A 13,094-nucleotide genomic window follows, 5' to 3' on the forward strand; every position below is an offset into this window, starting at 1 on the left:
TAATGTTTCCTTCTGCAATAGTGGACAGGCTGTGCTGTGAGAAACAGCCGCTTGAAACCCTGTCCAGACACGCATGCAAGCATACAACAGGGGTAAAGGTTGCATAGAGTGCTTGAGGAAAAGCAAAAATTAACTTTAGTTAATCAAATTCATTTCAAAAAGAGAAAGAGACCGCCGTGTTTCTGACGTCTTTTCATGCTGAAATCTATGAAATTACCATGACATTATTTAAAGCCAGTATCAAAGAGAACCCGCTGGCGCGCGAGATCCACGATGTTTTCTGGTGAGGCTAAAGCCACTTTGAGTTTTTGAAAAAGAAAGAGGCTGCGGGGGAAAGGCGTTTCCAGAAGAAACAAGCCGTTTCGACGGGCGAGCCCGCAGGCGTGGTCTGGCAGGCAGCAGCCCAGACCGAAAAGGGGAGGGCAGCCCTTGCTGGAAAGCAAAGGCCGCCGAACCGTTTTTAGTAGCGATATTCTTCGTGCTTGAACGGGCCGGTTACCGGCACGCCAATGTAATCTGCCTGGGTCTGGGACAGTTTGGTCAGCTGCGCGCCAACCTTTGCCAGATGCAGGGCAGCCACTTTTTCGTCCAGCTTCTTCGGCAGGGTGTAAACCTTCGCTTCATATTTGCCTGCCGGAGCCGTCCAGAGTTCGATCTGGGCCAGCGTCTGGTTGGTGAAGGAAGCGGACATCACGAAGGAGGGGTGGCCCGTGGCGTTGCCAAGGTTCACCAGACGCCCTTCAGAAAGAACAATCAGGCGCTTGCCGTCAGGGAACACAACTTCATCCACCTGCGGCTTCACGTTGTCCCACTTGAAGTTGCGCAGGGCTTCGATCTGAATTTCAGAATCGAAGTGGCCGATGTTGCACACAATGGCGCGGTTTTTCATGGCGCGCATGTGGTCAACGGTAATCACGTCCACGTTGCCGGTTGCGGTCACAAAGATATCGCCACGGGGGGCGGCATCTTCCATGGTCACAACTTCATAGCCTTCCATGGCGGCCTGAAGGGCGCAGATTGGGTCAGCTTCCGTCACCAGCACGCGGCAGCCTGCGTTGCGCAGGGAAGCAGCAGAGCCTTTGCCCACGTCACCATGACCGGCAACCACGGCAACCTTGCCTGCCATCATCACGTCCGTGCCACGGCGGATGGCGTCAACAAGGCTTTCACGGCAGCCGTACAGGTTATCAAACTTGGATTTGGTAACGCTGTCATTCACGTTGATGGCCGGAACCTTCAGCGTGCCTTTTTTCTGCATTTCCCACAGGCGATGCACGCCTGTTGTGGTTTCTTCAGACAGGCCTTTCACGTTGGCCAGCAGATCGGGATACTTGTCGTGCATCAGCACGGTCAGATCACCGCCATCATCCAGAATCATGTTGGGGGTCCAGCCGTCCGGCCCCTTCACGGTCTGTTCAATGCACCACCAGAATTCTTCCTCGTTCAGCCCTTTCCAGGCAAAGACGGGAATACCGGCAGCCGCAATGGCAGCCGCGGCGTGATCCTGCGTGGAGAAAATGTTGCAGGAAGACCAGCGCACGGTTGCACCCAGCGCCACCAGCGTTTCAATCAGCACGGCGGTCTGAATGGTCATGTGCAGACAGCCAGCAATGCGTGCGCCCTTCAGCGGCTGGCTTTTACCGTATTCTTCACGCAGAGCCATCAGGCCCGGCATTTCGCCTTCTGCAATGGAGATTTCCTTACGGCCCCAGTCTGCCAGAGAGAGGTCTTTTACCTTGTAGTCGCTCATGTCCGTCCTGTTCTTCCAAGAGAATATGGTGGCTTTCTATACAGGCTGGCTCCTGCTCAGGCCAGATATAACCAACATGTTGGTGGTTAAAGCTGTGCTGCGGCTTGCAAGATTGGCGCTTTTCTGGTCTCCACAGGGCAGTCTGAAGCTGAAAATGTGGTGGTCTGGCGCGGTTATGGCGGTGTTTCGTTCTATCCTGTTCAATGTCCTGGCGTTTCTGCTCACGCTGGTTATGGGGGTGGGGGCGTTTCCGGTGCGCTGGTTTGCCCACGGGCTGGCGCTACCCTACGCCAAGCTGTGGTCCCGGCTGGTGCTGCGCCTGTTCCAGGCCATCTGCGGCGTAGAAGTGCGGATTACAGGGCAGGAGCATCTGGCAACCAACGGCCCCCTGCTGATTGCGTCCCAGCATCAGTCCGCTTTTGATACGCTGATCTGGATGCTGCTGGTGCCAGCGCCCTCCTATGTGATGAAAGGGGAGCTGCGCCGGATTCCGCTGCTTGGCCCCATGTTGATCCTGACGGGCATGATGCCGATAGAACGGGCAGATGGCGCGCGGGCGCTGCGTATTCTGCTGCGGGAGACTGATACCGCAGTGCAGAAAGGCAAGCAGATCATCATTTTCCCCGAAGGTACACGCACTGCCCCCGGTGAGCACGTACCCCTCAAACCCGGCATTGCGGCCATGGCGACTCATACCCGGTTGCCCGTTGTGCCGGTTGCCACCAATTCCGGCCGGTTCTGGGGCCGGAACGCGTTTTTTAAGCGTTCCGGGGTGCTGCATGTTGCGATCGGCGCGCCCATAGGGCCAGCTAACCGCAAGGTGCTGCTGCCTCAGATTGAAAAAGAGTGGCGGGCCTTGGAAAAAGAGTTTTCCTGACCTCTCGAAATCGTGAGGAGGAGAGGGATAACTGCGTCCGTCCTGTGGATAAAGTTGTGGATGTGGTGGCTGAATTCTTGTGCTCTTCTTGGCTGATCTTCCGTTTTTCTGTGAGCATTAAACAAAACTGTCATGAAGGAGTGTGTGTAACGCTTTCTAAATGATAACGATTTTTATGGAAATTCACGGTAAAATAACAAGATTTCGCAATTTTTAATTGTGAAGAAATTATGACGTGAAGCGCGCTATTCAAAGCGAAGGCAGGAGTCTCACGCGCTTTGAAAACGCTGCCGTCTTGTGGATAAAATGAAAATACCGCTGGAATGACCCTGAAAACAGCCAATTTCCCTGTTCTGTTCTCCCCACGTTTTTCTGCTATTTGGAACGGATATGACTTTTTGGTAAGAACACGCTTGGAACACAGACGCAGATAGAGTTTTTTATGCCAGGCATGACACCCGCAGTCCCTCTTCCGGAATTTCTTCTGCGGAATGCGCGCATTGTTCCCAATCGGGATGATATTCTGCCGCTTTTGCCACGCAATGCCGTTGTTGCGGAGGTGGGCGTGATGACGGGCGATTTTTCAAAGAAAATTCTGGACGTTTGTCAGCCCTCAAAGTTCTACGCCCTTGATCTGTTCACCATTCATGAACTGCCCATAGTCTGGGGGCAGCCCACCACGGACATGTTCGCCAACAAGACGCATCTGGATTTTTACCAGAAACGGTTTGCTGGGCAGATTGCAAAGGGGCAGATGGAGGTTCTGGCGGGAGACAGCGCTGCCATGCTGGAAAGCCTGCCCGATAACAGTCTGGATGTGGTGTATCTGGATGCGGATCACACCTATCCGGCTGTAGCGCGTGAGCTTGACGTGTGCAGCCGTAAACTCAAGCCGCATACGGGCCTGATTGTTCTAAATGACTACATTATGGCTGATGGTGGCGGCCCATACGGTGTTATTCAGGCTGCCCATGAATTCATGCTGAAATATGGCTGGGAAATGCTGGTCTTTGCCCTGCAGGAATACATGTATTGTGACATTGTTATTCGAAAACTGCCTGCCAGCAGACCACGCCGCCTGATGCAACGGCTGGCCCTGCAACTGGGCTATACCAAACTTGGACGGTTTTAGAGATCCGTTGTCCTGGCTTCATTCTGGCTAGTAACAGGCCGGTGCAGGGTGCCAAATGAGTGACTGTGGCAGGACTGCAGGCTTCCCGTTGCCGGGTAGGTTGCGGACGCATGGAACTCATCAAGCGGAGCACACTCTTCCGTCCATACTCTGCCGTTCAGGCAGACGGCGCAGAGACTGGAGAGGATGGCAGTATGACCATAGCACGTAAGCGGGCTCTTCTTGGGGGAGTAGCCGGTCTGGCCGGGGTCATGCTGCTGGAGACATGCGTGTGGTGGAGCGGTGTTTCCTACCTCAGGCACCGGGTAGAAGCGCTTCAGTCCAGAACCGGATGCTCGGTGGTCTCGCAGCGCCAGCACGCGGCAGGGTGGCCTTTCGCCGCCCGGCTTCGGTTGGAGCCTGTGCGCATACAGTGTGAGGCACCGTCTTCCGGAACCATTGTGGGGACAATCGGGGCCGTCAGTGTGGAACTGGCCCCCTGGCATCCGGCCTCTGTCCGTGTGCTGTTGGAAGGAGGAGAGGTCTGGGGAGTTGTTCGCCCGCTGGAGGAACCAGCAAAGGCGGAACCGGGCATGCAGGTACCCCATGCAGGGGAGGCGGTGCGGGTCGTCGCCCGGCGGACGGGCGCACCCTTGCAACTGTTTTTTCCTTTGCCGCATCGTCAACGGGGGCGGGTGGACTTTCAAACGGATTTCATGCGGGTTGCAGGGGAAGAAGGGCAGATGGCCGAGCATCCTGTTACAGCGCGGGATGTGGCCGGATATGGTGTGTGGAATATGCAGGCAGACCCGCAGGCCAGTGTGCTCGCGGTTTCTCTTCACGCCCGTCAGGCGTTGGTCACGCCTTGGCCAGACAGATTTGAAAATGTGGATATCGCGCTGGCTGTCCCCGGCCCGGTCAGAAATGCCGGGTTGTTCTGGCAGGCGCTGGCGGGCAGCGTGGGGCGACCTCCGTCTTCTCTGGTGGCGCAGAGCCCGTCCAAGGTGGGCAGTCCGCTTCCTTTTGAGCCCAATCTGCTTGTGCAGCATGTGGCTGCGCAATGGCGCGGGCTGAAGGCGGTCTGGTCCGCTAAACTGGTTTTACCGGCAGAGGGCGGGGCGGCAGGAGAAAGCTGGCTGAGCCTGACGAACTGGCGGCTGCTGGTGAATGATCTGACGCGAGACAGTCTTCTCAGCCCCGAACAGGCGGCTTTTCTCAATCGTGTTTCGGAGCATGTGGAACAGAAACAGGGAACGCCGGATGGCCCGCTTATGGTGCCGTTGCCTGTCAGAGAAGGGCAGTTGCAACTGGGGGGCTTCTCGGTGGACATGCTGTATGGGCTCGCCCGCAAGGCCATGGATGGCCAGGGAGAGGACAAGACATCCCTCCCTGTGCGGCACTGACGCAAGGGGCTTCGGGGCAGAAGCCGATGCAGCGAGAGATAAAAAATCCGTCAGTCAGGCATGACAGAGGGGGGGCTATCTTGTTCGCAACAGTCCATCGGCTCGCGGTGAAAATTTAGAATGAATCCTTTTCCCGGCGTAGGCGGCCAAGGGTGGTAGCGTCTGCAGACCGGAGAAAAGGGTTGGTCGCACGTTCCTGGCCCAGTGTAGAGGGAATGGTGGGTTTGCCAGCCGCCCGCAGGCGGGTGACTTCTTCGGCGCGCGCCGCCAGGGCGGTGTTGGCCGGGTCTGCATGCAAGGCGAAGGCGGCGTTGCTCTGGGTATATTCATGCCCGCAGCACACCAGCGTGTTGTGTGGCAACGCGTCAAACCGATGCAGGCTGTGGAACATCTGCTCCGGCGTTCCTTCAAACAGACGACCACACCCGAGGCTGAACAGGGTATCTCCACAGAACAGCGTTGGAGGATCGGGAAAATACAGAGCTATGTGCCCCATGGTATGGCCCGGCACGGCAATAACCTGCCCTTGGGAGCTTCCTATGGCAATGCTGTCATCATCATGCAGGGGGATGTCCAGCGCGGGCATGCGGTGCTGTTCGCTGGCGGGGCCTGCCACACGGGCATGATAGCGGGCGCGCAGGACTTCCGTGCCGCCTACATGGTCTGCATGGTGATGAGTGAGCAGAATAAAATCCAGTCTGCCGCCTTCTGCATCCAGCACCGCTTCAATGGGGCCGGATTCTCCGGGGTCCACGATAGCGGTGGTGCCGGTCGCACTATCCCGCAGTAGCCAGGCGTAGTTGTCAGATAAAACAGGAATGGCTTGGGTCAGGAGGGTCATGATGGTTTTCTTCCTCTCCAACAGTCAGGGGGCTGTCGCAGCGTGGCATCAGGCATGTGGATCATGATAGGCAGGGTCCATGCACAATGTCATGCCCCCGGCGGCCACTCCCATGGCTGTCACCACATTTTACCAATCCCATGAAGGTGCGGTGTGTGCTGCCCTGCTGCGGGAGCGGCTGCAATGGTTCTGGCCGGACCTACGGCAGCAGACAGTGCTGGGGGTGGGGTATGCACAGCCCTATCTGGGTGCATGGCAGGAACAGGGCGCGGGCTGTGTGTCTGCCGTACTCGCCGCTCATGCCTCTGCTGTCATGACCCAGCAAAAGGAACGGCGCGGAGTGCCGCCGGAGGAACGGACCTGTCTTGTGGATGCCCGGCATCTGCCATTTGATGATGATGCATTCGACCGCATTCTCCTTGTGCATGCCCTTCAGGATGAGGAACAGGCCGTTACACTCCTGCGCGCCGCAGGCCGAGTGTTGCGGGACGACGGACGTATGGTGCTGATTGTGCCCAACAGGTTTGGCGGCCGTCTGCGCCAGCGTACCACACCGTTTGCACGGGAAGCCGCTTTTACGCGGGGGAGCCTGCGCCGTGTTCTGGCCCACGCCATGCTACATGTGGAGCGGCGGGACGAGGCCCTGTTCCTCCCTGCCGCGCAGGGCTGTACCAGCCTTCAACGGGGACAGGCCTCCGATATTGCAGGCAAGGTGCTTTCTCCCGGTCTGGGCAGCCTGAGGCTGGTGGAGGTGGTGAAAGATGTGCATTCCGTTCGCCCGTTGCCTGTAGCCTCACGCAAGGCGTGGTTCTCAAAAATGGTGGTACCGGTGCAGGATGCCTGATGGAGGCGGTCCCCCGGAGTATTTCCGCCACAAAGGCTGTATTTAAAGAACCCGTGTAATGAGGGAGCGGGCAGGGGCATGACATACGGCGGATGGTGCTTTCCGCCTTTTTTCTGGTAAAGGCTGCACTTCGCTGCGGTTGGGCGTTTTCTTGTGGTTGGGGCTGGTTCCATTCTCACGTCTTTTCTTCTTTGCGGTCTGTTTGTGCTGTTTGTTGGCGCGGGTGTTCTGGCGTTGCTGCCAGATCGTGCCTTGCGGCAAGCCGCATACTGGCGGGCGGAAATGCTTGCCGCGCTGTGGGGTGGTATTGGCGTGCTGGCCATTGTTGGCGCTGCGTTGCGGGTTGAAGGCGGGGTAAGCTGGTGCCCGGTGTTCGGGCTGGATGGTCCTGCTCTCCCCATGTTGGTTTTGCTTGCGTTTACCGGCGGAATGATAAGTCAGGGGCGGCGGGGTATGGCCTGCATGCTGACAGGCCTTGCCTTTCTGGCGCTTTCTCCGCTGGTGTTTGGGCTGCTGGCGGGTACCGCGCTTGTCATGCTGGCGGATCGGGGGCGGCAGGGTGTGTGTCTGCCGGTTGCCGTTATTCCGGCCTGTATTCCAGCCGATAGTCCTCTTTCACCGTTGCTGCTGTGCCTTATGGTTCTGCTGCTGGGTTGGGGGGTATCCTCCCAGAAGGGGCCGGAAGCCATGCTGCCCGCAGGCATTGGTCTGTTTCTGTTTGGGCGCCTGCTGGCTGAGGTGGGCATTCTGGCCCCCGTGCAGCAGACCTTGCTGTTGCTGAGCGGGGGAGCGGTTGCGCTGGGTGGCTGCGTACAGGCCCTGCGCGCACCGTATGCGGCCCGTGTGGCCAGTGGGCTGGCAAGTGCCGGGTTCGGCGCGCTTGTGGTGTTGCTGACACTGGCTCTGGGCACCAGCCTTGAAGGAATGGAACAATTCCGCACGGCCACCCTGCTTGGGGCCGGGGCGCCGTTTCTGGCCATGCTGGCGCTTCTCTGGCTCTGTCGGGGGGAAACGGCACTGGATGGTCCCTTCTTTTCTCCCCGCAGTCTTGTTACGGAACTACCCGCAGGGCGTGTGTTGGTGGGGGTGGCGGTGCTGATGCTTTCCGGCCTGCCGCCTCTGGGTGGCTTTTCCGTTCTGTGGTGTTTGCTGACCGCCGGTGAACTGGCCGCCGTGAGCGCTCAGCCTGTGCAGGCGCTTTGCACCATTATGGTGCTTGTTGGGGCGAGCGTGCTCATGGTGTTGGGGCTATTGGGTCTGCTGCGGGTGACGCTGGCTGCCCTTGAGCGCCAGAAAATGCAGGTGATGCAGGCTGACGCCATGCCGGAAGGATACGGGCTGCTTTTGCTGCCTGCCGGTCTTGCTCTGGCAGCGGCGGCTGTGGTGGGCGTCTTGCCCGGTGGCTGGCTGGCCCTGATGGACCATCTGTTTGTGGGGACGGCCCCGCGTGATTTTTCATGGCGAACCCTGCTGAGCGTGTGGTTTGTGGATACGTCCATCAGCTTCACGCCCTTGTTCTGTGTGCTGGCGCTTCTGGTTTGTGTGGCTGCGGCTGTTGCTGTTGAGCGCGTGCTGGGGCTTTACCCCTTCCGTCACCCGCAAGCCGTGCGGGCAGAGTGGCAGGAAGCCGGGCCGGTGGTGGCACACGGTGGCGCAGTTATGGCAGCACCCAAGGCAGACCCGGTTTTGCTATGGACCATGCTGCTGGTTTTTCTGGGTATGGAAAAACAGAAACCTGCGTCCTGGCCTGTTGTGGAGAAAACAGCGGCAGGCGGACGGTATATACGCAGCGTGCTGTTCAGAACGGTTGCATGGTGTGAGGCGCAGGGCATGGTCCTGATCCTGCTTTTTCTGGGAGCAGGGCTTGTTTGGGGACTGTTTGCCAACAAATGACCCCAACACCTTCACCGCTTACCCTCTCCTGGGGCTGGATGTTTCTGTCTGCTCTGTCTCTTGTTGTGCAGACGGGCCTCATGCTGTTTGCCGCTCCCTTTTTTAGGGGATGGGTGGAGCGTCTGGCCGGGCGTCTGGCCGGGCAGACCCGGTATCTGGCAAGTGGCCGCTGGCAGGAAATCCGGCATCAGTTTGTGCGTCCCGGGTTTCATGAGCCTGGAGACCACCTGAGCGGTCTGGCAGCGCGTGCCGCCTTTGTGCTGGCCGTGTTGGGGGCCGGGCTTGTACCAGTTTACGCTTTGGTGCCGTCAGGCTTTCCGGCTCCTGGTTTGCTGCTGGTCTGTGGCGTGCTGGTGGGGGCCTCCCTGTTGCTCTCGTTGCCACGTGTGGTTTTGCGCGGTCAGGCCGCGCTGGGCGGCTACATGGCGTTCATGGCCGATGCCCTGCTATTGCCCTCTCTGGTGCCGGTGCTGGTTATGGTGGGTGGGCAGGATCTTTCCGCTTTTCTGGCGCATGTGCGGGGGCTTTCTCCCTTGGGGGCAGGCGCGCCTTTTGTGCTGATGGGTGTTGCATTGTTTGGTGCTGCGGCATGGCGTGGTACTTCGGTCGGGGCGGCGCAGGCCTGCCCGCTCTCTGGTGCTGACCGGGGGGTGTGGCTGCTGGCGGAAGATATTGTGCAGCTCTGCTGGGTTACGCTGGCCGGAGATGTGGCGTGGGCCGGCTGTCTGGCTCTGCCGACGGATGGCGGAGTGGAGCCATGGCTGATGGCCTGCCTGCAGGGCGGCGGTGCGTGGCTGCTCAAGCTTGTGATTGCTGCATTGCTGCTGGCCGGGATGCAGTTGATGGTTCTGCCGCCGGCCCGCCGCGCGCGGGTGCGGCTGGCCTGCGTCTTTCTGCTGGGCCTGCTGGCGTGGCAGGCGGCGTATCCGGGCCTTGCCACACCAACGGCACAGGATAAAACAGCCGCCATCCAGGTGCAGGACCCGGCCTTTGGCGCGGAAGGAATCACACAGTGACACTTGCCGCCATTCTGGCCCCTTTGCTGGCCCTGTGCGTGGTGGCGCGTGGCATGGGTTTCCTGCCCGTGCTGGGCGGGGTGACGGCGGTCGCCATGCTGGTGGACGGCGTGGCGTCACTGCAGGAAACAGCCGCAGCTTTTGTGCTGCTTTTTTCCATCGGGCCGGTATGGTTCCTCTCGTATTACCAGCAGGACAGAGGGCAGGAGCGGAGTGGGCCCACGGTGCCGTTTTTTGCGCTAGGGCTGATGGTTGTGCTGCTGCTGGCCAGCGCGCGGTCTGGTGCGCCGCAGTTTCCGGCTGGTCTGTGTGTGGTTCTGGCTGGGCTGGTGGCCGTAACGTACCGGCAGGCCATGATCTGGCAGTGGGCCGGGCTGCTAACATGTATCAACGGCGTCATGCTGGCCGGTGTGATTGAAAAGCAGGTGATGGTCGTTGGCGTGGCGGCGCTGGCGGGGTGCGTCATCAGTGTTCTGGGCGGCCTGTATGTCCACCGTGTCATGCCGCGTGTGGCGGTGGTACGGGCCTCTGGCCGCAAGGATGCGGACAGGAAAAGCAAACCTGCCGAAACGCGCTTTCGGGGGGAAGCCCCCTTACCCTCTGACCCCGTGCCTGCTTTTGGAACAACGCGGCTGGCCAAAGAGCCCCCGCGAGCTCCTGCTGATGAAGAAGGGAACGAGACGGACAAACCCGCCCCTAAGGCAGAGGATGACCCTGCATGACGGTGCCCGTTTTTCTTGCCGCCCTGGCGTTTGCATGGCCTTTGCTGGGGGCGGTTGTGGTCATGAGCGCCCCTACCGTGCGCAGCCGCGAGGTTGCGGTGTGGATGGCGGCCATTGGGTGTGTGCTGGCGTTGGCCGTGTTTCTTTTTCCCGCAACTGGAGCCGTGGCTGCCGGGTGGGATGATGATCCCGTGCAACGGGCCGGGCGTGTGATGCTGGCCTTTGGGCTCCTGCTGACAGTGCTGGAAAGCCGCGATATGGCGGACCGCTTCCTGCGCGGGCTGCCGCATGTGTCCACCGCATTGGCCGGGCTTGCCTGTGTTACGCCTGATCCGGTGGTGGGGCTTGGTATTCTTGAAGCCTCTCTGGCCTATGGTGTGTTTGTTTTTGGCCGTCCGGCAGGGCAGGCGCGTGCGGGTTGGGCGCTGGTGCGTACAGGGTCAGTTGGCATGTTTCTGGTGCTGGGGGGGCTGCTGTTGCCGGGGGCCTCCCCCTCGGCAGGGCTGATGATGGCCTGCGGCATTGTCATGCTGGCGGGTTTGACGCCTTTCGGTCAGCCGTGGCGTGAGGAAAATGATACCTTCCTGTTTTTGCCATTTGCCGGTGCGGCATTATTGCTCTCCATGCGGCTGCGTCCCCACGGGGGAGAGGCGTTTGATACAGCGCTGGTTGCCGCAGGGTTGGCTTCCGTCTGGCTGACAGCGTGTGCAGGCCGGTCTGATGATGGTTTGCGCCTGTTCCGCACATTTCCTTCCGCCTTGGCGCTCATTGCCGTGGGCGCGCGGGCTGATGTAGCGGCGCTGCTGTTTCTGTGCGGTTGGTGTTTAGCAGGCGGAAGCCGCTCCGGGCGGTCCTGGGCGGCGCGGGCACTGGCCTGTTTTCCACCTGGCGCCCCGTTTGTGGGGTGTCTGCTGCTGCTTTCCGTGATGAGTGACTGGTCATGGGTGTTCACGGTGCTCACTGTGGCGGGCATTTTATGCGCGGTTGTGAGGGCTGTACCTGCCGGGGGCTTCGGGCAGGATATCTGGCCCCGTGATACGGCAGGCCGCGTGGCGTGTTCCGTGCTGGTGGTAACCGGGTTTCTGGTGCCGCTGGCCATGATGCTGGGAGCGTTCTGATGGACCCTGTGGCCCATATCCGCGCTGGAGCGGAAACCGGCACACCATGGCGGTTTCGTCTGGAAGAACTGGCTTGGCGGGATCTGGTGGATGGCCTGAAGCAGGAGGCTCTGCCTTTTGTTGGTCTGTGGTGTGATGGAACAGACGTACACGTGCTGTTTCTGCCTCATGGCAATCAGCCTCTGGCCGCTACGCTTGCATTGGAAGATGGCCGCTACCCCGCTTTGTCTCCGGCCCGAGCGGTTTCCAGCCTGTATGAACGCATGGTGTTTGACCTGTATGGCGCAGAAGCCATGTGGGCGCGGGATGTGCGGCCTCTGGTTGATCATGATGTCTGGACCAGCACCACGCCGCTTGCGTCAATGCCGGGACCGGCAGGTGGCCATAAGGGCATGATTGCATATCAACCGTCCGAGGCCTTTTTGGCAGCGGAAGGGCTTGCAGCAGGCATCGGGCCTGCCACTGGCCGCACAGGCGCCCCCATGCATGTTGCCCTGACCTTGGCAGGTGAGACCATTGTGGGTGCTGAAACGGTGACAGGCTATGCGCATCGGGGCATGGCCTTGCGGTGGCGTAACAGCCGCGTGGATGAGGCCTGCCGCCTGAGCGGGCGTGTGGCTGCCGGATGTTCCGCAGCGCATCAGGTGGCGTTCTGTCAGGCTATAGAAACGGCCTGTGGCGAGCAGATCGGGCATGAGGTCAGCCAGTTGCGCGTGGTGCTTCTGGAACTGGAACGTTGCGTGCAGCATCTCTACACGCTGGCGGCGCTGGCGCAGGAGGCCGGAGCGGTTCTGGTTGCGTCTCGCTGCATGTGGTTCCGGGAACAGCTTTTGAAGGAGGCTGCTCCCATTCTGGGGTCACGTCTGTTGATGGATCATTGCGTTCCGGGCGGCGTAAGCCTGCGCAGTGCGTCTGACGTAGGGGACCTTTGCACGCGTCTGGCAGAATTGGGCGAGGAAAACTATTCCGCCCTCTCAGAACTCTGGCGCGGGTATCCGGGGCTTTCTGCACGTCTGGCAGGTATCGGCATACTAGACCGTGCGGCATTGGAACGGTTGGGGCTGGACGGGCCTGTTGCCCGTGCTGCTGGTGGCGATAGTGACTGCCGCCGCGATATGCGAATGTATGATGGCCTATGGCGTTTTACGGCAGGCCGACATGGGGGCAGCGTGGACGATCGTACTGCCGTGCTGCTTGATGAGGTTGGAGAAAGCCTGCGCATGCTGGCTGATCTGGCTCCGCGCCTTGGTCTGACCGCGGGAGGCCGCATAGACCTTTCCTATCAGGACGGAGAAGGTATTGGCATGGCGGAAGGTCCATGGGGCAGGGTGCTCTACTGGGTGCGTTTGCTGAATGGGCGGGTGGAGCACGTTTTCCTGCGCGATCCCTCCTATCCGGCACTGATGGCATTTGAAACCGTGCTGCCCGGCCAGAACGTTGCGGATGTTGCGCTCATAAAAGCCTCGTTGGGCGTAAATGCCGCAGCCCAAGATGGATGATGGCGGAGAGCAGGACGTGA

Annotated in this window: 11 protein-coding genes; 9 read left to right on the top strand and 2 right to left on the bottom strand. The window is 59.9% G+C overall.

Going from position 1 to position 13,094, the window contains the following annotated elements; genetic code table 11:
• Window positions 1–460: 460 nt before the first annotated feature.
• Window positions 461–1,750, bottom strand: a complete 1,290-nt coding sequence (ahcY, locus tag AD944_RS14470; RefSeq protein WP_061474878.1) for an adenosylhomocysteinase — start codon at window positions 1,748–1,750, stop codon at window positions 461–463.
• A gap of 175 nt (window positions 1,751–1,925) precedes the next feature.
• On the opposite strand from ahcY, the gene AD944_RS14475 reads away from it, so the two are divergent.
• The 3 genes from AD944_RS14475 to AD944_RS14485 all read left to right on the top strand — a co-directional run bounded on the left by AD944_RS14475 (window position 1,926) and on the right by AD944_RS14485 (window position 5,141).
• Complete coding sequence (locus AD944_RS14475) at window positions 1,926–2,627, top strand: lysophospholipid acyltransferase family protein (protein ID WP_045542422.1); 702 nt, start codon at window positions 1,926–1,928, stop codon at window positions 2,625–2,627.
• A 442-nt stretch (window positions 2,628–3,069) separates the two neighbouring features.
• On the top strand, window positions 3,070–3,759 hold the full coding sequence (locus AD944_RS14480) for a class I SAM-dependent methyltransferase (protein ID WP_045542378.1): 690 nt from the start codon (window positions 3,070–3,072) through the stop codon (window positions 3,757–3,759).
• A gap of 194 nt (window positions 3,760–3,953) precedes the next feature.
• Window positions 3,954–5,141, top strand: coding sequence for a DUF2125 domain-containing protein (locus AD944_RS14485; protein ID WP_169794919.1), 1,188 nt, complete (start codon window positions 3,954–3,956; stop codon window positions 5,139–5,141).
• A 115-nt stretch (window positions 5,142–5,256) separates the two neighbouring features.
• Here AD944_RS14485 and gloB read toward each other — a convergent pair whose 3' ends face one another.
• A complete protein-coding gene (gene gloB, locus AD944_RS14490) occupies window positions 5,257–5,982 on the bottom strand; it encodes a hydroxyacylglutathione hydrolase (protein WP_045542376.1) in 726 nt (241 codons plus the stop codon).
• A 79-nt stretch (window positions 5,983–6,061) separates the two neighbouring features.
• Between gloB and AD944_RS14495 the strand changes: the two genes are divergently transcribed.
• From AD944_RS14495 to AD944_RS14520, 6 genes are all read left to right on the top strand, one after another.
• Window positions 6,062–6,826 carry a methyltransferase domain-containing protein gene (locus AD944_RS14495; RefSeq protein ID WP_045542375.1) on the top strand — a complete coding sequence of 255 codons (765 nt, stop codon included), beginning with the start codon at window positions 6,062–6,064 and terminating at the stop codon, window positions 6,824–6,826.
• 153 nt (window positions 6,827–6,979) lie between these two features.
• Window positions 6,980–8,719 (top strand): hypothetical protein, encoded by a 1,740-nt coding sequence (locus AD944_RS14500; protein ID WP_045542374.1) that lies wholly within the window; start codon window positions 6,980–6,982, stop codon window positions 8,717–8,719.
• On the top strand, window positions 8,716–9,735 hold the full coding sequence (locus tag AD944_RS14505; RefSeq protein WP_035379327.1) for a hypothetical protein: 1,020 nt from the start codon (window positions 8,716–8,718) through the stop codon (window positions 9,733–9,735). The genes AD944_RS14500 and AD944_RS14505 overlap by 4 nt, the downstream gene beginning before the upstream one ends.
• On the top strand, window positions 9,732–10,457 hold the full coding sequence (locus AD944_RS14510; protein WP_045542373.1) for a hypothetical protein: 726 nt from the start codon (window positions 9,732–9,734) through the stop codon (window positions 10,455–10,457). The genes AD944_RS14505 and AD944_RS14510 overlap by 4 nt, the downstream gene beginning before the upstream one ends.
• Window positions 10,454–11,575 (top strand): hypothetical protein, encoded by a 1,122-nt coding sequence (locus AD944_RS14515; protein WP_045542372.1) that lies wholly within the window; start codon window positions 10,454–10,456, stop codon window positions 11,573–11,575. Before AD944_RS14510 ends, AD944_RS14515 begins: the two co-directional genes overlap by 4 nt.
• Window positions 11,512–13,074 (top strand): hydrogenase large subunit, encoded by a 1,563-nt coding sequence (locus AD944_RS14520; RefSeq protein ID WP_236709209.1) that lies wholly within the window; start codon window positions 11,512–11,514, stop codon window positions 13,072–13,074. The genes AD944_RS14515 and AD944_RS14520 overlap by 64 nt, the downstream gene beginning before the upstream one ends.
• Window positions 13,075–13,094: the final 20 nt, after the last annotated feature.

It is taken from the genome of Acetobacter tropicalis (assembly GCF_001580915.1).
Classification (GTDB): domain Bacteria; phylum Pseudomonadota; class Alphaproteobacteria; order Acetobacterales; family Acetobacteraceae; genus Acetobacter; species Acetobacter tropicalis.

Excerpts from the sequence above, each read along its gene's own strand:
- ahcY (WP_061474878.1), bottom strand. The coding sequence starts at position 1,750 with ATGAGCGACTACAAGGTAAAAGACCTCTCTCTGGCAGACTGGGGCCGT.
- AD944_RS14475 (WP_045542422.1), top strand. The coding sequence starts at position 1,926 with ATGGCGGTGTTTCGTTCTATCCTGTTCAATGTCCTGGCGTTTCTGCTC.
- AD944_RS14480 (WP_045542378.1), top strand. The coding sequence starts at position 3,070 with ATGCCAGGCATGACACCCGCAGTCCCTCTTCCGGAATTTCTTCTGCGG.
- AD944_RS14485 (WP_169794919.1), top strand. The coding sequence starts at position 3,954 with ATGACCATAGCACGTAAGCGGGCTCTTCTTGGGGGAGTAGCCGGTCTG.
- gloB (WP_045542376.1), bottom strand. The coding sequence starts at position 5,982 with ATGACCCTCCTGACCCAAGCCATTCCTGTTTTATCTGACAACTACGCC.
- AD944_RS14495 (WP_045542375.1), top strand. The coding sequence starts at position 6,062 with ATGCACAATGTCATGCCCCCGGCGGCCACTCCCATGGCTGTCACCACA.
- AD944_RS14505 (WP_035379327.1), top strand. The coding sequence starts at position 8,716 with ATGACCCCAACACCTTCACCGCTTACCCTCTCCTGGGGCTGGATGTTT.
- AD944_RS14515 (WP_045542372.1), top strand. The coding sequence starts at position 10,454 with ATGACGGTGCCCGTTTTTCTTGCCGCCCTGGCGTTTGCATGGCCTTTG.